Annotated in this window: 18 protein-coding genes and 2 tRNA genes; 11 read left to right on the forward strand and 9 right to left on the reverse strand. The window is 65.9% G+C overall.

All coding sequences use genetic code 11. The features are described 5' to 3' along the window. Window positions 1-60: 60 nt before the first annotated feature. Window positions 61-702, reverse strand: coding sequence for a 3-oxoacid CoA-transferase subunit B (locus PSV33_RS10740; RefSeq protein WP_300561484.1), 642 nt, complete (start codon window positions 700-702; stop codon window positions 61-63). A gap of 1 nt (window position 703) precedes the next feature. After that, complete coding sequence (locus tag PSV33_RS10745) at window positions 704-1420, reverse strand: 3-oxoacid CoA-transferase subunit A (protein ID WP_300561487.1); 717 nt, start codon at window positions 1418-1420, stop codon at window positions 704-706. A gap of 93 nt (window positions 1421-1513) precedes the next feature. Between PSV33_RS10745 and PSV33_RS10750 the strand changes: the two genes are divergently transcribed. Beyond that, window positions 1514-2332 (forward strand): IclR family transcriptional regulator, encoded by an 819-nt coding sequence (locus PSV33_RS10750; RefSeq protein ID WP_300561490.1) that lies wholly within the window; start codon window positions 1514-1516, stop codon window positions 2330-2332. Between the two features lie 298 nt (window positions 2333-2630). On the opposite strand, the gene PSV33_RS10755 is transcribed toward PSV33_RS10750, so the two are convergent. Next, on the reverse strand, window positions 2631-2852 hold the full coding sequence (locus tag PSV33_RS10755; protein WP_300514193.1) for a hypothetical protein: 222 nt from the start codon (window positions 2850-2852) through the stop codon (window positions 2631-2633). A 178-nt stretch (window positions 2853-3030) separates the two neighbouring features. Between PSV33_RS10755 and PSV33_RS10760 the strand changes: the two genes are divergently transcribed. Next, a complete protein-coding gene (locus PSV33_RS10760) occupies window positions 3031-3465 on the forward strand; it encodes a DUF1841 family protein (RefSeq protein WP_300561493.1) in 435 nt (144 codons plus the stop codon). Between the two features lie 126 nt (window positions 3466-3591). Here the strand turns inward: PSV33_RS10760 and PSV33_RS10765 are convergent, their stop codons facing one another. Next, window positions 3592-4257: a c-type cytochrome gene (locus tag PSV33_RS10765; protein ID WP_300561495.1), complete on the reverse strand. Its 666-nt coding sequence runs from the start codon at window positions 4255-4257 to the stop codon at window positions 3592-3594. A 136-nt stretch (window positions 4258-4393) separates the two neighbouring features. Between PSV33_RS10765 and PSV33_RS10770 the strand changes: the two genes are divergently transcribed. From PSV33_RS10770 to PSV33_RS10795, 6 genes are read left to right on the forward strand one after another with little or no spacing between them, the layout of a single operon-like run. Further along, window positions 4394-5236: a MoxR family ATPase gene (locus tag PSV33_RS10770; protein ID WP_300561498.1), complete on the forward strand. Its 843-nt coding sequence runs from the start codon at window positions 4394-4396 to the stop codon at window positions 5234-5236. A 7-nt stretch (window positions 5237-5243) separates the two neighbouring features. Next, a complete protein-coding gene (locus PSV33_RS10775; protein ID WP_300561499.1) occupies window positions 5244-5483 on the forward strand; it encodes a hypothetical protein in 240 nt (79 codons plus the stop codon). Then, window positions 5480-6085 (forward strand): GNAT family N-acetyltransferase, encoded by a 606-nt coding sequence (locus PSV33_RS10780; protein ID WP_300561501.1) that lies wholly within the window; start codon window positions 5480-5482, stop codon window positions 6083-6085. The genes PSV33_RS10775 and PSV33_RS10780 overlap by 4 nt, the downstream gene beginning before the upstream one ends. Before the next feature lie 13 nt (window positions 6086-6098). After that, on the forward strand, window positions 6099-7319 hold the full coding sequence (locus PSV33_RS10785) for a VWA domain-containing protein (protein WP_300561504.1): 1221 nt from the start codon (window positions 6099-6101) through the stop codon (window positions 7317-7319). 9 nt (window positions 7320-7328) lie between these two features. Beyond that, entirely contained in the window at window positions 7329-9311 is a 1983-nt protein-coding gene (locus PSV33_RS10790; protein ID WP_300561506.1) for a BamA/TamA family outer membrane protein, read from the forward strand. A gap of 5 nt (window positions 9312-9316) precedes the next feature. Continuing rightward, complete coding sequence (locus tag PSV33_RS10795) at window positions 9317-13363, forward strand: translocation/assembly module TamB domain-containing protein (RefSeq protein WP_300561508.1); 4047 nt, start codon at window positions 9317-9319, stop codon at window positions 13361-13363. 17 nt (window positions 13364-13380) lie between these two features. Here the strand turns inward: PSV33_RS10795 and PSV33_RS10800 are convergent. From PSV33_RS10800 to cysM, 5 genes are all read right to left on the reverse strand, one after another. Further along, window positions 13381-13456, reverse strand: a tRNA-Arg gene (locus PSV33_RS10800). Between the two features lie 393 nt (window positions 13457-13849). After that, on the reverse strand, window positions 13850-14743 hold the full coding sequence (locus PSV33_RS10805) for a sigma-70 family RNA polymerase sigma factor (protein ID WP_300561510.1): 894 nt from the start codon (window positions 14741-14743) through the stop codon (window positions 13850-13852). An 8-nt stretch (window positions 14744-14751) separates the two neighbouring features. Next, a complete protein-coding gene (locus tag PSV33_RS10810; protein WP_300561512.1) occupies window positions 14752-15201 on the reverse strand; it encodes a carboxymuconolactone decarboxylase family protein in 450 nt (149 codons plus the stop codon). Between the two features lie 248 nt (window positions 15202-15449). After that, a complete protein-coding gene (locus PSV33_RS10815; protein ID WP_300561514.1) occupies window positions 15450-15980 on the reverse strand; it encodes an NUDIX domain-containing protein in 531 nt (176 codons plus the stop codon). A 115-nt stretch (window positions 15981-16095) separates the two neighbouring features. After that, window positions 16096-16998, reverse strand: a complete 903-nt coding sequence (gene cysM / locus PSV33_RS10820) for a cysteine synthase CysM (protein ID WP_300561516.1) — start codon at window positions 16996-16998, stop codon at window positions 16096-16098. A gap of 40 nt (window positions 16999-17038) precedes the next feature. On the opposite strand from cysM, the gene PSV33_RS10825 reads away from it, so the two are divergent. The 3 genes from PSV33_RS10825 to PSV33_RS10835 all read left to right on the forward strand — a co-directional run bounded on the left by PSV33_RS10825 (window position 17039) and on the right by PSV33_RS10835 (window position 19878). Next, window positions 17039-17123: transfer RNA gene (locus PSV33_RS10825), tRNA-Leu, on the forward strand. Window positions 17124-17414: 291 nt separating this feature from the next. After that, on the forward strand, window positions 17415-18710 hold the full coding sequence (locus tag PSV33_RS10830) for an amidase (protein ID WP_300561518.1): 1296 nt from the start codon (window positions 17415-17417) through the stop codon (window positions 18708-18710). 112 nt (window positions 18711-18822) lie between these two features. After that, the gene (locus tag PSV33_RS10835) at window positions 18823-19878 is read left to right on the forward strand and encodes a S1C family serine protease (RefSeq protein ID WP_300561519.1); all 1056 of its coding nucleotides are present in this window, start codon (window positions 18823-18825) and stop codon (window positions 19876-19878) included. Window positions 19879-19938 lie beyond the last annotated feature (60 nt).

Here is a 19938-nt window from a genome sequence, read left to right on the forward strand (position 1 = left end):
CTCTCGGATGGGTTGTCAAAGGGCCTGGACAGGCTGGCCCGAACGGAAATTTTCGCGGCCTTACACCGCAATGGGAAGGCCGACCAGCTTCTCCAGCTCGTCGTGCGCCAACCCCTCGACTTTATCCACCAGCCGCAGGCCTTGCGGCGTGCATTCCAGAGTGGCCAGGTCGGAGTAAATGCGTTTGACACAGCCGATGCCGGTCAGCGGGTAGCTGCAGGTCTTGACCACCTTGCTTTCGCCTTTTTTGGTCAGCAGGTCCATCATGACCCAGGTCTGACGGGCACCGATGGCCAGGTCCATGGCGCCACCCACCGCCGGAATGGCGCCAGGCTCGCCGGTGCTCCAGTTGGCCAGATCGCCAGTGGCGGACACCTGAAAGGCACCTAGCACGCAGATGTCCAGGTGGCCGCCGCGCATCATCGCGAAGCTGTCGGCATGGTGGAAATAGGCGCCGCCCTTGAGCAGCGTCACCGGCTGCTTGCCGGCATTGATCAGGTCGAAGTCCTTCTCAGCCTCGGCGGGCGCAGGGCCCATGCCCAGAATGCCGTTCTCGCTCTGCAGGATGACCTCGATGCCTTCGGGCAGGTGGTTGGCGACCTGCGTCGGCATGCCTATGCCCAGGTTCACATAGGCGCCGTCATGGATGTCGCGCGCCACGCGGGCGGCCAGCTGCTCTTTGCTGCGTTTCTGGTAAGTCATGTCAGGCTGCCTGTTTGAAGCCGCCGGCCTGCGTGGCGACACGGTCAATTTTCACGATCTGCTGCACAAAGATGCCGGGGGTCACGATGTGCTCGGGGTCCAGCGCACCGAGCTCCACGATCTCGTGCACGGTCGCCACTGTGTGTCTGGCCGCCGTCGCCATGACCGGGCCGAAGTTGCGCGCCGCCTTGCGGTACACCAGGTTGCCCCAGCGGTCGCCGCGCTCGGCCTTGATCAGCGCCACGTCGCCGTAAATCGGCATTTCCAGCACGTAGTGCCGGCCGTTGATTTCACGGGTTTCCTTGGGCGAACCATCGGCATGTTTTGCCAGTTCAGTGCCGTAGCCGGTCGGGGAAAAGAATGCGCCTATCCCCGCGCCCGCCGCGCGCAGACGCTCGGCCAGGTTGCCCTGCGGCACCAGTTCCAGCTCGAGCTTGCCTGCGCGGTACAAGCCGTCAAACACCTGACTGTCTGCCTGACGCGGAAAACTGCAGATGATCTTGCGTACCCTGCCCATCTTGAGCAACGCCGCCAGTCCCGATTCGCCATTGCCGGCGTTGTTGTTGACGACCGTCAGGTCTTTGGCGCCTTGCTCTATCAGCCCGTCAATCAATTCGTTCGGAATACCTGCTGTGCCAAAGCCGCCAATCAGCACGGTCGCTCCGTCCTGCACACCGGCCAGCGCCTCAGCCACCGAGCGGGCTGTCTTGTTGATCATCAAGCTGTCTCCGTCGGAAAAATGACTCGTCTGATATTTGTTCTTATGTAGAACAAATGTTCGTATAATGAATTTTAGGAGATTTTGACAGCCATGGCAATTGCAGCTTCCTCCCTGCGTCCCGACAGTGCGCCCGGTCCCGTGCCGGGCGACAGCTATGTCCAGTCCTTTGCGCGCGGGCTGGAGGTCATCCGCTCCTTCAGCGCACAGTCGCCCCGCCAGACACTGAGCGAAGTGGCCGCGCGCAGCGGCTTGACCCGCGCCGGTGCGCGACGAATCCTGCTGACCCTGCAGACCCTGGGCTATGTGAACAGCGACGGCAAACATTTTTCGCTGACCCCGCGCATCCTGGATCTGGGCTTTGCCTATCTGTCGTCCATGCCGATCTGGAACCTCGCCGAACCGGTGATGGAGGGTCTGGCCGAAGAGGTGAGAGAGTCGTGTTCTGCCGCCGTGCTGGAAGGCACGGACATCGTGTATGTGATGCGGGTGGCCACCCACAAGATCATGAGCATCACGCTGGGGGTGGGCTCGCGCCTGCCGGCTTACTGCACCTCCATGGGACGCGTGCTGCTGGCCGGCTTGCCGGAGGGCGAAGCGCTGGCCTGCCTGAAAGCCTCGGAACTGGCGCCCCTCACCCGCCACACGGTGACCGATCTGGACGCCTTGCGCCAAAAAATAGCGCAGACGCGCAGGCAGGGCTGGTGCCTGGTGAATCAGGAACTGGAAGAAGGCCTGGTGTCTATGGCCGCGCCGATTCAGGACCGGCAGGGCAAGACGGTGGCAGCCCTGAACATCAGCGGCCAGGCCAACCGGACCAGCGCCAGGGCCATGCAGGAAAGCATGCTGCCGCCCCTGCTCCAGGCGGCGCAAACGATTTCACGCCTGCTGGCGGTGCAGAACAAGGGATGAGCAGGGCAGGCAATTCGCGCCTTTGGAGGGCAAAGCGTTACACGCAGTGAACGAACGTGGCTCTTCAATCCAGCCGGGGCCGCGCAGTACACGCAGCGACAAGCGTGGGGGCTCTTCTCTTTTCAAGCAGGGGCCGCGGGTCCGACTTTGCCGGCCCGCAGGCGCAGCGGCCCCCTCGGGGCTGGTGGCAGCGGCTCCGAACCTGCCTGGGCAGGTTGGACAGGCGCCAGAAGCAAAGCCTCCGGCGAGCGGCGGCCTGCAAGGTGCGGGCGCTACACGCAGTGAGCAACCGTGGGGACTACGACTTGCGCGAACCCATCACCAGCACCACGGCGCCCAGGACAATCGCGCCAATGCTGAGCCACTGGGGCACATTGATCGACTCTTTTTCCTTGACGACCAGTTCCAGCGGGCCAATGTTGGCTTTGGTGGTGTCTTTGGTGAAGCTGAAACCGCCGGTGAAAAAACCGGCCAGGCCCAGCACGATCAGGACAATGCCTGTGATTCTGACTGCATTCATGAAGTTCTCCTCGCCGGATGATGGTGATGTCGGCGCGCGCTTGCCGGAATCACGCTGCCATGAAGCTAATCTAGCCGATAAAGGCCTGCGGGGCCGTAGGACATTGCCGATGGACGATTCCGGCGTCCGGAAAACACCACGGCGGCAGCGGCAACAGAGCCCATGCTACGCTTGCCCCATGTTCACGCCTTCGCAAGCCGACGTTCGTCGTTTTTTCTGCTCTGTTTACGCCAAAGCCCGCTCAGGGCAAGCGCTGGAAGCTATTGAAATCATAGCAAGTCAGTGGCTGGACGAGCACCCCGAGTACCACGCCGATTTTGCCGATGCCGATGCGGCGATGGAGAAGATGTACGACGTGGAAGGCGGCAGGACCAACCCCTTCCTGCATCTGTCCATGCACCTGTCGATCAGCGAACAGTGTTCGATCGATCAGCCGCGCGGCATCCGGCAGGCCGTCGAGTTGCTGACCGCCCGCCGCAATTCGCTGCACGACGCCCACCACGAGGCCATGGACTGCCTGGGTCAGATGGTCTGGGAAAGCCAGCGGGGGGGCAGGCCGCCCGACGGCGACGCCTACCTTGCCTGTGTGCAGCGCCACGCCACTAGAGATTAGCCCCCCACGGTCGCTGGCTCCGCGGCCCCCGCTTGAAAAGAGAAGAGCTTCCTTTGCGCGCCTGTGTCGGTGGCTCACAAAAAAAAGCCGCTGGGTCAGCGGCTTTTTCGTGGATGCAAGGTGCGCTTAACGGAACTTGCTCTGCGGAATGGTTTTCAGGTCCCCTTCCACCGATGCCAGGTAGTTGGCCAGCTGCTTGAGTTCTGCATTGGTGTACTGCTTGGCCATGCCGGCCATGATGGCGTTGCCGCGGCCGACCTTGGGGTTGTTCTCGACCTTGTAGGCCTTGAGCGCCACAAACAGGTAGTCGGCATGCTGGCCGCCGAGCTTGGGATAGGACGGGTCGATCGGCTTGCTGAAGTCGGCGCCATGGCAGGATGCGCAATTGGCCTTGCCGAGCAGGGCAGCAACGGCAGGGCTTGGCGTTTTGGCGGTGTGCGCTGCGGCAGCTGCACCTTCGGTCACGCCATGCTGGGAGTAATAAGCGGCCAGGTCGGCAATGTCCTGGTCGTTCAGCGATTCAGCGATGCCACGCATCGTGGGGTGTTTGCGTTCGCCCTTTTTGTAGGCATGCAGGGCCGCGTCAATGTACTTGGCGTTCTGGCCCGAAATCATGGGGACTTTATAGACCTCTGGAAAGTTGGCCTGGTAACCCTTGATGCCGTGGCAGCCAATACACATGGCATTTTTGCTCTCGCCGGCCTTGACATCACCCTTGATGTCCTGGGAATGGGCGGAAACCGTCACAAACGAGACAGCCAGAGCGAATAAGGTGGTGAACAGCTTGGTCATTTTGCGCGCACAATCAGGTGAGAATTTGTTATAAAAAACAACCGCTGATTATATCTGCGACCGCCGCGGCCCGGTTCTGCCCCGGCTTGATCACCGCAGATTCACCCAACTTTCCTGTCCTTACCTCCTGCCCATCATGAAATTCCAAGGCTCCAAAAACTACGTCGCCACCCAGGACCTGATGCTCGCCGTCAACGCCTCCGCCACCCTGAAAAAGCCGCTGCTGGTCAAGGGCGAGCCCGGCACCGGCAAGACCATGCTGGCCGAGGAAGTGGCCGAAGCCCTGAAGTTGCCGCTGTTGCAGTGGCACATCAAGTCCACCACCAAGGCGCAGCAGGGCCTGTATGAATACGACGCGGTGTCGCGCCTGCGCGACTCGCAGCTCGGCGACGAGAAGGTCAAGGACATCCACAACTACATCATCAAGGGCGTGCTCTGGCAGGCCTTCACGGCCGATGAGCCGGTGGCGCTGCTGATCGACGAAATCGACAAGGCAGACATCGAGTTCCCGAACGACCTGCTGCGCGAGATCGACCGCATGGAGTTCTACTGCTACGAAACGCGCGAGTTGATCAAGGCCAAACACCGGCCGCTGGTCTTCATCACCTCGAACAACGAGAAAGAGCTGCCCGACGCCTTTTTGCGCCGCTGCTTCTTCCACTACATCAAGTTTCCCGATGCCGACACGATGAAACTGATCGTCGATGTGCACTTCCCCGATCTCAAAAAGGAATTGCTGGCGGCGGCCATGAAGACCTTTTACGATGTGCGCAACCTGCCCGGCCTGAAGAAAAAGCCATCCACCAGCGAGCTGCTGGACTGGCTCAAGCTGCTGGTGGCCGAAGACATTCCGCTGGAAGCCCTGCAAAGCAAGGAAGACAAGGTGTCCGTGCCGCCACTGGTGGGCGCGCTGCTCAAAAACGAGCAGGACGTCACCCTGTTTGAAAAACTGGTGTTCATGCAACGCCACAACCGCTAGACCGGCCATGGCAAGCGACAAGCGCAATCTCCTGATCGAAGGCCTGTCCGACGCCGTCGGTTTTGTCGGCGGCGCCCTGCTCGGCTTCTGGCTGGGCCGGATGTTTGGCCTCGACATCTTTGCCGCGGGTTACGGCAACAGCGCCATCGGCGGCATCGTGCTGGTGGGCCTGGGCGGCGGGCTGGGGTTGCAGATCGCGCGGCGCTGGCGCCGTGCGCAGGCAAAAAAACAGGGCAAAGAGCCATGAGTTTTGTGCAACCCGTCATTCTTTCCGGGCGCGGCGTCGAGCTGGTGCCGCTGGCACTCGACCACGAAGCCGGCCTGCGCGCCGCGGCCGCCGACGGTGAACTCTGGAAGCTGCGTGTCACCTCGGTGCCGGAGCCAGACCAGACCCGCACCTATATTGACGACGCGCTCAAGGCCCGCGACGCCGGCCACCGCTTCGCCTTCGCCGTGCGTGATCAGGCCAGCGGCACGGTGTTGGGCAGCACCAGTTACCACGACATTTTGCCGGCCGTGAAACGCGTGGAGATTGGCTACACCTGGTACGCCGCGCGTTGCCAGCGCACCCATGTCAACACCACCTGCAAGCTGCTGATGCTCACGCACGCGTTTGAAACCCTGGGTTGCCAGGTGGTCGGCTGGCGCACCGACAATTTCAACTTCGCCTCGCAGCGAGCCATCGAGCGCCTGGGCGCCAAAAAGGACGGCGTGATCCGCGGTCACGCGCTGCGCCGCGACGGCACGATTCGCGATACGGTGATGTACAGCCTGCGCTCGGGCGAGTGGCCGGAAGTCAAGGCGCAGCTGCTGTACCTGCTGGACAAACCACGCGCGCCCAAAGGCTGAAAGGAGTCCTGCCATGTTGATCGACTTCTTCTACACCCTCCGTTCGGCCAAGCTGCCGGTCTCGGTCAAGGAATACCTGATGCTGCTCGAGGCCTTGCAGGCCGGCGTGGTCGGGCCCAACAGCGGCAAGGATGCTGCGGACGGCGAGATCGGCGAGGGCGCGTACAAAATCGACGACTTCTACTACCTGAGCCGCACCGTGCTGGTGAAGGACGAGAAACACTACGACAAGTTTGACCGCGCCTTCGCGGCCTACTTCAAGGGTGTGGAGATGATTGCCGACTTCACCAAGGACATTCCGCTCGAATGGCTGCGCAAGAACCTGGAGCTGGAACTCAGCGCCGAGGACAAGGCCAAGATCGAGAAGATGGGTTGGGACGAGCTCATGGAAACGCTCAAAAAACGTTTCGAAGAGCAGAAGGAACGCCACGAAGGCGGCAGCAAGTGGATAGGCACGGGCGGCACCTCGCCCTTCGGCGCCAACGGTTTCAACCCGCAGGGTATACGCATCGGCCAGGAAAAAAGCCGCAACAAAAGTGCGGTAAAGGTGTGGGACCAGCGCGCCTACAAGGACTACGACGACACGCAGGAGCTGGGCACGCGCAACATCAAGGTCGCGCTGCGCCGCCTGCGCAAGTTCGCGCGCGAGGGCCATGTCGAGGAACTGGACCTGGACGACACCATACGTTCCACCGCCGCCAACGCCGGCTGGCTGGACATCAAGATGGTGCCCGAGCGCCACAACAACGTGAAGGTGCTGCTGCTGATGGACGTGGGCGGCACCATGGACGAACACATCAGCCGCGTGGAAGAACTGTTCTCGGCCACCAAGACCGAGTTCAAGCACATCGAGTTCTATTACTTCCACAACTGCGTCTACGACTTTATGTGGAAGAACAACCGGCGCCGCTTCAGCGAGAAGTTCGCGACCTGGGACATCATCCGCAAGTACAACAAGGACTACAAGCTGATCTTTGTCGGCGACGCGACCATGAGCCCTTACGAAATCCTGCAGCCGGGCGGCAGCGTCGAATACAACAACGAGGAGGCCGGCGTCGAATGGATGCAGCGGCTGACCAACGCCTTCCCGAAATTCGTCTGGATCAACCCCGAGCCGCAGGGCGTCTGGCAGTACCGCCAGAGCATCAGCGTGATCCAGCAGCTGGTCAACCAGCGCATGTACCCCCTCACCATCAAAGGCCTTGAAGAGGCAATGCGCCTGTTGTCCAAGTAAACTGGAAATGTGCCCCACCCCAGTTTCTGCCGCACGTACCGGGCGCTGACCCGGTTCCTGATCGCCGCGCCACTCGCCTCGCTTCTCCTTGTCCTGGCCACGGCCGCCGCAGCGCAGCCGGCTGCGGCCGTGCCATCGGCACCGCCGATGGAAGTCAACACCTCGCCCGCTTCGGGCGTGACGCAAACCGCACCCGCCCCCGCCGCCCCGCCCGCCAGCGTGACCCCGCCGCCCACCCCGGCAGGCTCGGTCGGGCCGACGCAGGCGCAGACCGAGGTCACCGCCTTCGACATTCAGGTACGCGCGCCCGACGGCGTGCGTGAGCTGCTCGAGCGCCACCTCGAACTGCAGCGCTACCGCGCAGTGACCGACCTCGACGATGCCGAGCTGGCCCGCCTGATCGTGCTGGCCGAGCGCAATGTGCGCAACCTGGTGGGCACACTCGGTTACTTCAGCCCCGAGATCCGCATCACGCAGGAAGGGGCCGCCGCGCAGCACCCCACCATTGCGATTGCCGTGACACCCGGCGAACTCACCCGCATCCAGGACGTGGCCATCGATTTCACCGGCGACATCGCCACCTCGTCCGACACCGACGCAGTGGCGCAGCGCGAGGAAATCCGCAGCGACTGGCGCCTGCCCGCCGGCCAGCGCTTCACCCAGGACAACTGGGACAGCGCCAAAACCCAGGCTCTGCGCGGACTGGTGGCCAGGCGCTACCCGGCGGGCCGGCTCGCCGACAGCCTGGCCGACATCGACCCCGCCAGCGAGAGCGCGAAGCTCTCGCTGCGGCTTGATTCCGGACCGCTGTACCGGCTGGGGCCCATGCAGGTCAGCGGCATCCAGCGCTACGACCCGCTGCTGGTGCCGCGGCTGGCACGCCTGCCGCCCGGCTCGGTGTACGACCAGAACCGGCTGGTCGAAGCCCAGCAGCGCCTGGCTGCCAGCGGTTATTTTGATTCGGCCGCGATTTTTGTCGATCCCGACAGCGACCCGGCGGCCGCCCCGGTGCAGGTGCAGGTGCGTGAGGCAGCGCTGCAGAAAGTGGTGTTGGGCGTGGGCATCACCACCGACAGCGGGCCGCGCGCGTCGGTGGAACACACCCACCACCGCGTGCCCGGCATCGGCTGGCGCGCCGTCACCAAACTGCAGCTCGAGCGCAAGTCCCCGTTTGCACAAACCGAATGGACCGGCATCCCCGATGACGACGGCTGGCGCTGGGGCGCGCTCGGCCGGGCCGAACGCCTGGACGACGACGAGCTCGTCACCCGCGCGCAGCGCCTGCGATTCGGCCGCTCGCAGGCCGGCGAACGCATCGACCGCAACCTCTACCTGCAGTACGACCGCGCGAGTGTGCAGACCCGGCAGGCCGGCGCCCTGGCCGGCAGCGACATCGGCGACGGTTCGGCCCTGAGCGCCAACTACGTCTGGACCGGCCGCTATTTCGACAGCCTGCCTTTTCCCAGCAAGGGTTACGGGCTGGGCTTTGAACTCGGCGGCGGCGTGACGCTGGGCAATGAACGCAAGCCTTTCCTGCGCACCACCGGACGCTGGCTGGGCGTGAAGTCGCTGACCAGTGGCCGCCTCGCCCTGCGCGCCGAAGCCGGCGCGGTGGTGGCTGCGGACTCGGCGCGCATTCCCGCCACACAGCTTTTTCGCACGGGCGGCGACAACACCGTGCGCGGTTACGGCTACCGCGACATCGGCGTCGAGCGCGCCAGCGGCGTGACCGGGCCGGGCCGTTACCTCGCCGTCGGCAGCGTCGAGTGGCAAAGGCCAATACGGCGCAACGGCCTGCCCACCGAATGGGAGCACACGCTGTTTGTCGACGCCGGTTCGGTCGCCGAAACGCCGAAAGAGCTGAAGGCCAGGGTCGGCGTGGGCACCGGCGTGCGCTGGCGCAGCCCGATCGGTCCGCTGCAGATTGACCTGGCCTACGGTTTGACCCCCAAAAAACTGCGGCTGCACATGAGTGTGGGTTTTGTTTTCTGATGGTCATGCCCGCCACCGCTCCCCGCAACGCTCCCGATAGCGCGGCACCACCGCCACGGCGCCGCTGGCGCAAGGCGGTGGCCGCGGCATGCAGCGCCATGGTGCTGGCGCTGCTGCTGGCCCTGGCGGGCCTCTGGGTGTGGTCGGGCACCGAAGGCTCGCTGGCCAGCGCGCTGCGCTGGGCCGGGCGCGCGCAACCGCTCAGCGCCGAAGGGGTGAGCGGCTCACTGCGCGCCGGCGGCCAGGTGCAGACATTGCGCTGGCAGCAAGAGCGCCTGCAACTCGTCGCCAGCGATGTCCAGCTGCGCTGGCACCCGCTGTCGCTGCTGACCGGCACCCTCCGGCTCGAGCGCCTGGCCGCAGCCAGCCTGACGGTGGACGACCAGCGCCCGCCGGCTGAAGCCGCCGCCGCTCCGCCGGTCTCGGTGGCGCTGCCCTTTCGCATCACCCTGGATGAACTGGCCATCGACCGGCTGCTGTGGCTGGGCCCGCCCGCGCTGGAAGCCAAAGCCATTCGCGCGCGTTATGCCTTTGATGGCGTGCACCACCGGATCGAGCTGGCGAACGCACTCATCGCTGACGGACGTTACAGCGGCCGCGCCAGCCTGCTGGCCACCGGTGCACTGACGCTGGACGCTGCCATGTCGGGCGTGCTGGAAGCCACCGTGCCCGGCAGCGCGGCCCGCGTGCCACTGGCGTTTCAGGCCACGGCCCAAGGCCCGCTGGCTGACTTGCAGGCCAGCGGCGCCCTTCAGCAGGTCGGCACACCCACCCGCCCCGGCGCCACGCCGCAGGCCAGCGCCACCGCGCGCATCACGCCCTGGGCGGCGCAACCGCTGCCGCAGGCCGATGCCAGCTTTGTCGCGCTCGACCTGGCCAGCCTCTGGCCGGGCGCGCCGCAGACCGGGCTCAGCGGCAAGCTCAGTGTGCGGCCCGACAGCCGCCGCAGCGACGCCTGGCAACTGCAGACCACCCTCAGCAACAGCCTGCCCGGCCCCTGGGACCAGCAGCGCCTGCCGCTGGACAAGCTGCAGGCCGAGGGCGAGTGGCGCGGCGGCGTGGCCATGGTGCGCAGCCTGCAGGCCCGGCTGGCTGGTGGCGAGATCACGGCCAGCGGCCAGTGGTCGCAGGCGGCCCCTGCCACCGCCTCCCCCACAACGCCCGCGGCGCCTGTTGCTGCCGGCGCGCAGGGCTGGCAGGTGCAGGCCACGCTGAAAAACATCAACCCCGCTGCGCTGCACACCCAACTGGCGGCACTGCCGGTGGACGGGCGCGCGGACGTGAATGGGCAGGCGGGCGCGATCGAGTTCGATGCCGCCGTTGCAGCCAGCGGCAAAACCGCCGCACCGCCCACCCGTTCCGCCCGTTCCGACCGTTCCGACCGTTCCGACCGTTCCGACCGTTCCGCCAACAACCCATTGGCCGCCCTGCGCCTGCGCGACGCAAGCGCCACCGGGCGCTGGGCGGGCGACACGCTGACGCTGTCGGCACTGCAACTTCGCACCGACGACGCCGAGTTGGCCGGCACGCTGCAAGTGCAGCCCGCCGCCCGCAGCGGCAAGGGCCGGCTGGACCTGACCGCGCCCGGCCTGGCCGCCCAGCTGCAGGGTGAACTGCAGGCCACACGGGGCGCGGGCCGGCTCAGCCTGCGCGGCCGCGATGCGGCCCTGGCCTTGCGCTGGCTGCAGCGCCTGCCAGGCGCACCGGCCGCCCTGCAACAGGCCTCGGCCAGCGGCAGCGCCGAACTCCAGCTCGGCTGGCAAGGCGGCTGGCGCGACCCGTCGTTGCAGGCCAGCCTGAGCCTGCCCGCCTTGGACTGGCGCAATGGCGTCGCCCCTGCCAGCCCGTCTTCCAACACATCTTCAAACCCATCTTCCAGCACATCTGAAAAAACTTCGACTCCCACCCGCCCCGCAGCCCCTGCCGGCGTGCTGCAGTTCCGCGCTGTCCAGGCCACCCTGTCGGGCCGCCTGAGCCAGGCCGAACTCAAGCTCCAGGGCCGGCTGCACCAGCAGCAGCGCCGCTACGCCCTGCAACTGGCCGCCAGCGGTGGCCGCAGCGGCCCGGCCCCGGCCAGCCTTGCCGCATGGAGCACCGCGCCGTGGCAAGCCCTGGTGCAGCCACTGCAGCTGTCGGTCGAAGACCCGGCCCTGGGCGCTGGCGCCTGGCGCCTGGCCACGCAGAAAGCGGTGCCGCTGAAGTGGACGCCAACATCGGCCGGCGGCGCACTGGAAGCCGGCGCTGGCCAGGCCCTGCTGACTGCCCCCGCGCGCGCAGCCGCGGCAGGTTCCCCTTCACAAGCCACCCTGGCCTGGCAGCCGGTGCGCTGGCGCGCCGGCGAGTTGCTCACCGCTGGCACCCTCACCGGTTTGCCGCTGGCCTGGCTGGAGCTTGTCGCCGGCCCGCAACTGGCGGGCGCTGGCCTGGCCGGTGATCTGGTGTTCGACGGCCAGTGGGACGCGGCGCTGGGCAGCACCCTGCGCCTGAAGGCCAGCCTGGCGCGCAGCCGCGGCGACATCACGGTGCAGGCCGAAACCGCGCAAGGCAGCGCCACACGGGTCGCCGCCGGGGTGAAGGAGGCGCGCCTGACACTGGAAAGCAACGGCGACGCCCTCACCCTGGGCCTGCGCTGGGACAGCGAGCGCGCCGGCAACGCCGACGGCCAGCTCACCACGCGGCTGGCCAGAAGCAGCGCCGGCTGGGCCTGGCCGGCAGATGCGCCGCTCAACGGCCGCCTGCGCGCGCAACTGCCGCGGATCGGTGTGTGGTCCGTGCTGGCGCCACCGGGCTGGCGGCTGCGCGGTTCTCTGGCCGCCAATGTGGCCCTCAGCGGCAACCGCGCCGCGCCGCAGCTGGCCGGCACCTTGCAGGCCGACGACCTGGCATTGCGCTCGGTGGTGGACGGCATCGAGTTCGGCAAGGGCACGCTGCGCGCCACGCTGGACGGCACCCGCATGCGCATCAGCGAGTTCACCCTGCAGGGCGCTGGCGGCCAGGGCACCGGCGGCCTGCTGCGCGCGCAGGGCGAAGCCGGCTGGATCAATGGCAAACCGGAGGTGCGGCTGGACGCCAAACTGGAACGCCTGCGCGCCAGCCTGCGCACCGACCGGGCGCTCACCGTGTCGGGCGACCTGCGGGCCAGCCTGGTCGGCAAGGCGGCGACGCTGACCGGCAAGCTGCTGATCGACCAGGCGCGCATCCTGTTGCCCGACGAAAGCACGCCGCAGCTCGGTGACGACGTGGTGGTGCGCAGCAGCAGCGGCGCAGCCGCCGGCAAAAAAGCGCCGGCCGAGGCCCATGCGCCCGCCGCCGCGCCCGCCAGCCAGGACAGCCGCAGCCTGAGCCTGGCGGTGCAGATCGACCTGGGCCAGGACTTCCGCATTCGCGGCAAGGGGCTGGACACGCGCGTGCAGGGCGTACTCGCGCTCAGCGGTGAGTCCCTGGGCAACGCGCGCCTGAACGGCACGGTGCGCACCGTGGGCGGTCAATACCGCGCTTACGGCCAGCGCCTGGATGTCGAGCAGGGGCAACTGCGTTTTACCGGCGCCATCGACAACCCGACGCTGGACATCCTGGCGATTCGCCCCAACCTCACGCAGCGCGTGGGGGTGCAGATCACCGGCACGGCGCTACTGCCGCGCGTGCGCCTGTACGCGCAGCCCGAGCTGTCCGACGCAGAGAAACTGTCCTGGCTGGTGGTGGGCCGCGCCTCGGCCAGCGGCGGCGCCGAAGCCGCGCTGCTGCAGCAGGCGGCGATTGCGCTGCTGGGCAGCAAGACCGGCGGCATGTCCGGCGGGCTGGCGGCCTCGCTGGGGCTGGACGAGCTGTCGTTCCGCGGCGCATCAAGCAACACCGACGGCAGTGCTGCCGAAGGCGCGGTTACGCTGGGCAAACGTTTTTCGCGCAACTTCTATGCGGCCTACGAACGCAGCCTGTCGGGCGCACTCGGCACGCTGTACCTGTTTTACGATTTGTCGCAGCGCTTCACCATCCGGGCCGAAGCCGGCCAGCAAAGCGCGGTGGACCTGATCTACACGGTGCCGTTTGACTAGGGCCGTGAATTGCAAGATGGTGCCCTTGGCAGGAATCGGACCTGCGACCTATCCCTTAGGAGGGGATCGCTCTATCCACTGAGCTACAAAGGCAGACGCGTAGTTTAACAAGGGTGAACAGGCCGGTGCCGGCTGGCCGCGCTGCGGCGGGGAATCGCAGGCCTTCTTGGGCGGGCGCCTGGAGGCAATCCGGCGCAAGCATGAGCTTCTCCACCGCCTCCAGATCCATGCAGGCTCTGGTGGACTGGAGGACTGGGGGATTGCCCGTGAACTGACCGGGCAGCGCCGCAACCGTGTTTTTGTCCATGAAGCTTGTCTGAACATCCTCTACGAAGGGGCGAGCCCCTTTGAGTTCAGTCAAGGCAGACGCGGGGAAGTATCGCTCCTGCTTTGATAGCTGCTTGCGCCCACCGCATCAGGTCTGGAGAGCTCAAACACCTGTGCAAATACCGTTTCAGGCGCATTTGCCGCCGCAGCGCACCGGCCTCACGCCAACACCTCCGGCCCAAAGGCCAGCCCGTCGAGCTTGTCGGGGTTGCGCAGGATGTAGATATTGGTCGCCTGGCCTTCGTCGTTGTAGGCAAAGGTGATGGCGGTCACGATCTCGCCGTTCGCGCGCAGCTGGATGGCGCGGCCGCCGTTGATCTCGCAGGGCACCCATTCGTAAGCCGCCCAGTAGCGCGCCAGCTGGGTGGTGACCAGCGTGAGCACGCTGCCCTTGCCCTGAAACACGCCTTCGACGGAGGGGACCTTGCCGCCGCTGTCGGCGCTGACGGCGATGTCGTCCGACAGCAGACTGGCCAGCGACTCGGTGCTGCCGCCGGTAATGGCCTCGCGAAAAGCGGCGAGCAGCTCGTCCTGCACCTTGGGCGGCGTCACGTGGCGCACCCTGCCCTGGGCGATGTTGACGCTGGCGCGCGAGACCAGCTTGCGGCAGGCGGCTTCTTCCATGTCCAGTATGCCGGCCACCTCGGCGTAGGGCGTTTCAAAAATCTCGTGCAGCAGGTAGGCGGCGCGCTCCCTGGGCGTGAGCCGTTCGAGCAGCAGCAAAAAGGCCATGCTCAGCGACGAGGCCAGCAAGGCATGCGTTTCGGGTGTCTCTTCGGTGCGGGTGTGGATGGGTTCGGGCAGCCAGGTGCCAACGTAGTCCACCCGGCTGCGCTGCGCGTCGCGCAGCATGTCAATGCAGTGCCGCGTACACAGCGTGGTGAGCCAGGCCGCCGGCGTGGCAATGCTGGCATGGTCGGCCCCCAGCCACTTGATGTAGACGTCGTGCACGGCGTCTTCGGCATCAGCCCGTGAACCGAGGATGCGGTAGGCCAGGCCGAACAGGTGCCTGCGCCTTTCTTCAAACACGGCCGTGGGGCTGATGCCTTGCATGGTGGGGCCTAATGCGCCGAGACCTGGGTGCGGTTCCAGAGGTTGATCATGGCAATCGTGGCGGTCAGCGCGCCGATCTCCTTGTCGCTGAACGACTTGCGCAGCCGGCCGCGCAGGCTGGCGTAGTCGGTTTTGTGGTCAAGCACGGTCAGCGCTTCGGTCCAGGCCAGTGCGGCTTTTTCGGCCTCGCTGAAGTCGCTCACATGGGCCCAGACAATGAGGCGGTCCAGCCTGTCACTGGTTTCGCCGTCTTCACGGGCCTCGCGGGTGTGCATTTTCACGCAAAAGCCGCAGCCGTTGAGCTGCGAGGCGCGCAGGTGCACCAGGTGGTGAAGCTTTTTCTCCAGGCCCAGGCCGTCAATCACCTCTCTCACCTTGAGCAGGACGGGGAAGACTTCCGGAATGACGAGGTCCAGACGGATGGGCGCGGTATGTGCAGCAGTGGCGGTGGCAGTCATGGTGTTTTCCTTTAAAAGTTGGAGGTGACACCGTATTGACGATCCAGCGTTGCAGCTTGTGACGTGGGGGCAGAAAAAATAAAAGGTCTGAAGCCGTCCAGCTTCAGGCGATGGCGATGGCGATGGCGGTAGACAGGTTCCATCTGACGGCCATCACCCGCTACAACTTTAATAGCTGCCTGCGCCCATCCAGCAAGGGCTGGTGGCCAAAAAGATCTTGAAGCTTCCGGCCGCCCGGGCCAAGACCCTCAGTCCCGCTTGGCCCACTCCACAAACTCCGGCTGGTAACCCCTGGACTTCAAAAAGTCTGCCAGGGCGTACCCAGTGCCGGCCGGCCAGCACTTGACGTCTTCATGGGCGTACAGCCGGTAGTCCACCAGCTCGGGCGAGAGTTTGACTTCACCGTGGCCGACGGCGCTGTAGGCAATGATGATCTGGTTCATGCGCTGGAAGTCGTAGACGCCAATCAGCTGGAGGTCGGTCACGTCCAGGCTGGTTTCTTCCTTGATCTCGCGGGTGATGCCGCCCTCGGGCGTTTCGCCGGCTTCCATGAAACCAGTGATCAGCGCGTACATCTTGCCGGACCATGCGGCGTTGCGCGCCAGCAGGATCTTGCCCTGGTGCTCGATGACCGCGGCCAGCACCGGCACCGGGTTGTTCCAGTGGGTGTAGTCACAGGCCGGGCAACGCAGGCGCACGGTCTCGCCGCTGTCTTCCAGCTGGGAAATCATCGCCAGCGGGGTGGCGCAGCTGGGGCAAAACTTGAATTCGTGGCTCATGGCATGCAGACCTTTTTGCTTCTTTTTTGATAGCTGCTTGCGCCCGAAGGACAAGGGCAACAGCCACTTTTTATATACAAACCCGGCTCAACCGTTCGCTCGGAGCTTGTCGGCATCAGGCCGGAAACACGCCGGTGGAAAGATAACGGTCGCCGCGGTCGCAGACGATAAAAACAATCACCGCGTTTTCCACGGTTTTGGCAATCTCCTGCGCCACCCAGCAGGCGCCGGCGGCCGAGATGCCGGCGAAGATGCCTTCTTCGCGCGCCAGACGGCGGCACATGTCTTCGGCGTCGCTCTGGCTGACCAGCACGGTCTCGTCAATATGGCGGGCATCGTAAATTTTCGGCATGTAGGCTTCGGGCCACTTGCGGATGCCGGGAATGCGCGAACCTTCGCTGGGCTGCGCGCCGATGATGCGGATCGCCGGGTTTTTTTCTTTCAGGAAGCGAGACACGCCGGTGATGGTGCCGGTGGTGCCCATGGCGCTGACAAAGTGCGTGACCTTGCCCGCTGTGTCGGCCCAGATCTCGGGGCCGGTGGTCTCGTAGTGGACGCGCGGGTTGTCGGGGTTGGCAAACTGGTCCAGCACGCGGCCCTTGCCCTCGCGCTGCATCTGGTCGGCCAGGTCACGTGAGTGCTCAATGCCTCCGCTTTTGGGCGTGAGGATCAGTTCGGCGCCGAAAGCCTTCATGGTTTGCGCGCGTTCAATCGACAGGTCCTCCGGCATGATCAGCACCATGCGGTAACCCTTGATGGCCGCGGCCATGGCCAGCGCGATGCCGGTGTTGCCGGAGGTGGCCTCGATCAGCGTGTCGCCCGGTTTGATGTCACCGCGCTCCTCGGCGCGCTTGATCATCGACAGCGCGGGCCGGTCTTTCACCGAGCCGGCGGGGTTGTTGCCCTCGAGCTTGCCGAGGACGACGTTGTGGCGTTGGGTGTTGCTGTCAGCCTGGATGCGTTGCAGTGCCACCAGGGGCGTTTTGCCAATGGCGTCTTCAATGGTCGGATAATTCATACCCTGCACTGTGCCATAATTTGCCTCTTTGCTTCTTGCAGCCCGGGTGGTGAAATTGGTAGACGCAGGGGACTCAAAATCCCCCGCCGCAAGGCGTGCCGGTTCGATTCCGGCCCCGGGCACCACCTCCTCTGAATACTTGTTTGTTGGCTCTCGCGAACCAGCACGCCTTTGGGCGATATTGACAAAGCGCACTTCGTGCGCGGGTTCGATCCCGGCCCCGGGCACCACCTCCTCTGAATACTTGTTTGTTGGCTCTCGCGAACCAGCACGCCTTTGGGCGATATTGACAAGGCACACTTCGTGCGCGGGCTCGATTCCGGCCCCGGCACCAGATACAGGCCCTTCCAGTTTTGGCGGGGCCTTTTTTGTGGGCGTTTGCGCGCAAAAACGCAGAAGCACAGATACTGGCGGACATGACCACACGCTCCGCCACACCCCTGCACCAACTCGACGCCTGGCAAGCCGCCAGCCTGCTCACACGCCGCGAACTCAAGGCCGTGGACCTGGTCCGCGCCTGCCTGGACCGAATGGCCGAACGTGAGCCGCAGCTGCAGGCTTTTGTGCAACGGGGCGCCGATGCCGCGCTGGCAACAGCCCGCGAACTCGACGCCGGGCCGGTGCGCGGCCTGTTGCACGGCCTGCCGTTTGGCGTGAAGGATCTGTTCGACACCTTTGACCTGCCCACGGCTTACGGCTCGCCGATTTATGCCGGGCAACAGCCGCCGGCCGACGCGGCGGCGGTGGCGTTGTGCCGTGAAGCCGGTGCGGTGCTGCTGGGCAAAACCGTGACCACCGAGCTGGCCAACATGTTCCCCGGCGCCACGCGCAACCCGCACAGCCCGGCGCACACGCCGGGCGGCTCGTCCAGTGGCTCGGCCGCCGCCGTGGCCGATGCCATGCTGCCGCTGGCGCTGGGCACACAAACGGCCGGCTCGCTGATTCGGCCGGCGGCTTTCTGCGGCGTGGTCGGGTACAAGCCCAGCCACAACCGGGTGCCGCGGGCCGGCGTCAAAAGCCTGTCGGAAACGCTGGACACGGTGGGCGGCTTTGCGCGCAGCGTGCGCGACGTGGCACTGCTGGGCGCCGTGCTGACCGGTGATGCGCGGCTGGCCGACCCCGCTGCTTTTGCACAGACGGCCGCGCCGCGCATCGGCTTTTGCCGCACACCCGAGTGGGCGCAGGCCGATGAGGACACGCAGCAGGCCTGGGCCCAGGCCGAAGCCGCGCTGGCCGGCCACGGCACGCCCATGGCGCTGCCGCCCGGGTTGTCGGACCTGGTTGCCGTGCAGAAGGAGGTGCAGGCCTTTGAGACCGCGCGCTCCCTGAGCGATGAGCGCCTGCGGCACCGCGACTGGCTCAGTGCGCCGCTGCAGGCGCTGATCGCCGCGGGGCTGGCCATCCGTGGTGAAACACATGCGCACAACCTGCGGGTGACCGCGCAGGCACGGCGCCAGGTGCAGGACTTGTTTGGCCCCCACGACGTGTTGCTGGCTCCCAGCAGCATCGGCGAGGCGCCGGCCGGGCTGGACGGCACGGGGGACCCGCTGTTTTGCCGCAGCTGGACGCTGCTGGGCCTGCCCTGCGTGCACCTGCCTTTTGCCCGCGGTCGCAACGGCCTGCCGGTGGGCCTGCAACTGGTGGGCGCTGCTGGCGAGGACCACCGCCTGCTGGCGGCAGCGCACTGGGTGCACGCGCGCCTGCGCCCCTGAGTGCCCGCCGCAAGGCGCAGGGGCCGGGCAAATTTGACCCAGCGCCTTGCCATGGCATTGAATTAGGCGCATTCTCGAATCGCAGTTTTTTCTGCGGCTTCGGGAGTCCGTCATGCGCTCACTTCCTCGTTGGACCCAACCCCTTGTTGCGGCCTTCCTGCTGGGTGCCCTGCCCCTGCAGGCGGCCACGGTGCAGCCGCCGACCGCACAGGAAATGATTGCCGCGCTGGCCAGGGCCAATGCCTCGGTGGTGGGCGTGCGTGTTTTGGTGGACGAGGAGGCGCAGTCGGCCAAAACCCTGGGTCAGCAGCGCCGCGGCTCCGGAGTGATGATTGCGCCGGACGGCCTGATCCTGACCATTGGCTACCTGATGCTGGAGGCCGAGCAGATTGAAATCGTCACCCAGGACAACAAGACCCTGCCGGCGCGCGCCGTGGCCTACGACCTGGCGACCGGTTTCGGGCTGCTGCGGCCCTTGCTGCCCCTGCGCGCTGGCAGCGGCGTCAGTGCCGCCGTGCTGGGCAGCAGCCAGCCCCTGCAACCGGGCGAGGCGCTGATGGCGGTGACCGGCCCGCAGGGCAGAGACGACGGCGAGGTCAGCATGACGCAGCTGGTCAGCAAGCGCGCGTTTTCCGGCAACTGGGAGTACCACATCGACACGGCCCTGTTCACCAGTCCGCCCCTGCTGGGCAACGGCGCCAACCACAGCGGCGCACCGCTGTTCAACCAGAAAGGGGAGCTGGTGGGCATTGGCTCGCTGCTGGTGGCCGACGCCAGCGGGCAGAACCAGCGCCTGCCCGGCAACATGTTTGTGCCGGTAGACCTGCTGCGCCCCATCCTGGCCGACATGCAGCGCTCCGGCAGCAGCGCCCAAAGCCACCGGCCCTGGCTGGGCCTGAATTCCAGCGACCAGGGCGGGCGCATCCAGATCGTGCGCGTCAGCAAGGACAGTCCGGCCGAACTGGCCGGGCTGGAAGCCGGCGACGTGGTGCTGGCGGTGGACGGCGCCACCGTCGCCACGCTGGAGGCTTTTTACAAAAAGCTCTGGAGTCGCGCCACCCCCGATGCGGAGGTCTCCCTGACAGTGCTGCAGGGCGCCGAGGTCAGGACTCTGGTGCTGAAAGCGCAGGACCGGCTGCTCACACTCAGGAAACCATCCGGCATCTGAAATTTCAGGTCAAATCGGCCACCAGCCCTTGTGTAGCGTTCGCAAACAGCTCCTGATTTA

It is taken from the genome of Polaromonas sp., from assembly GCF_029945895.1.
In the GTDB taxonomy this organism is placed as follows: domain Bacteria; phylum Pseudomonadota; class Gammaproteobacteria; order Burkholderiales; family Burkholderiaceae_C; genus Polaromonas.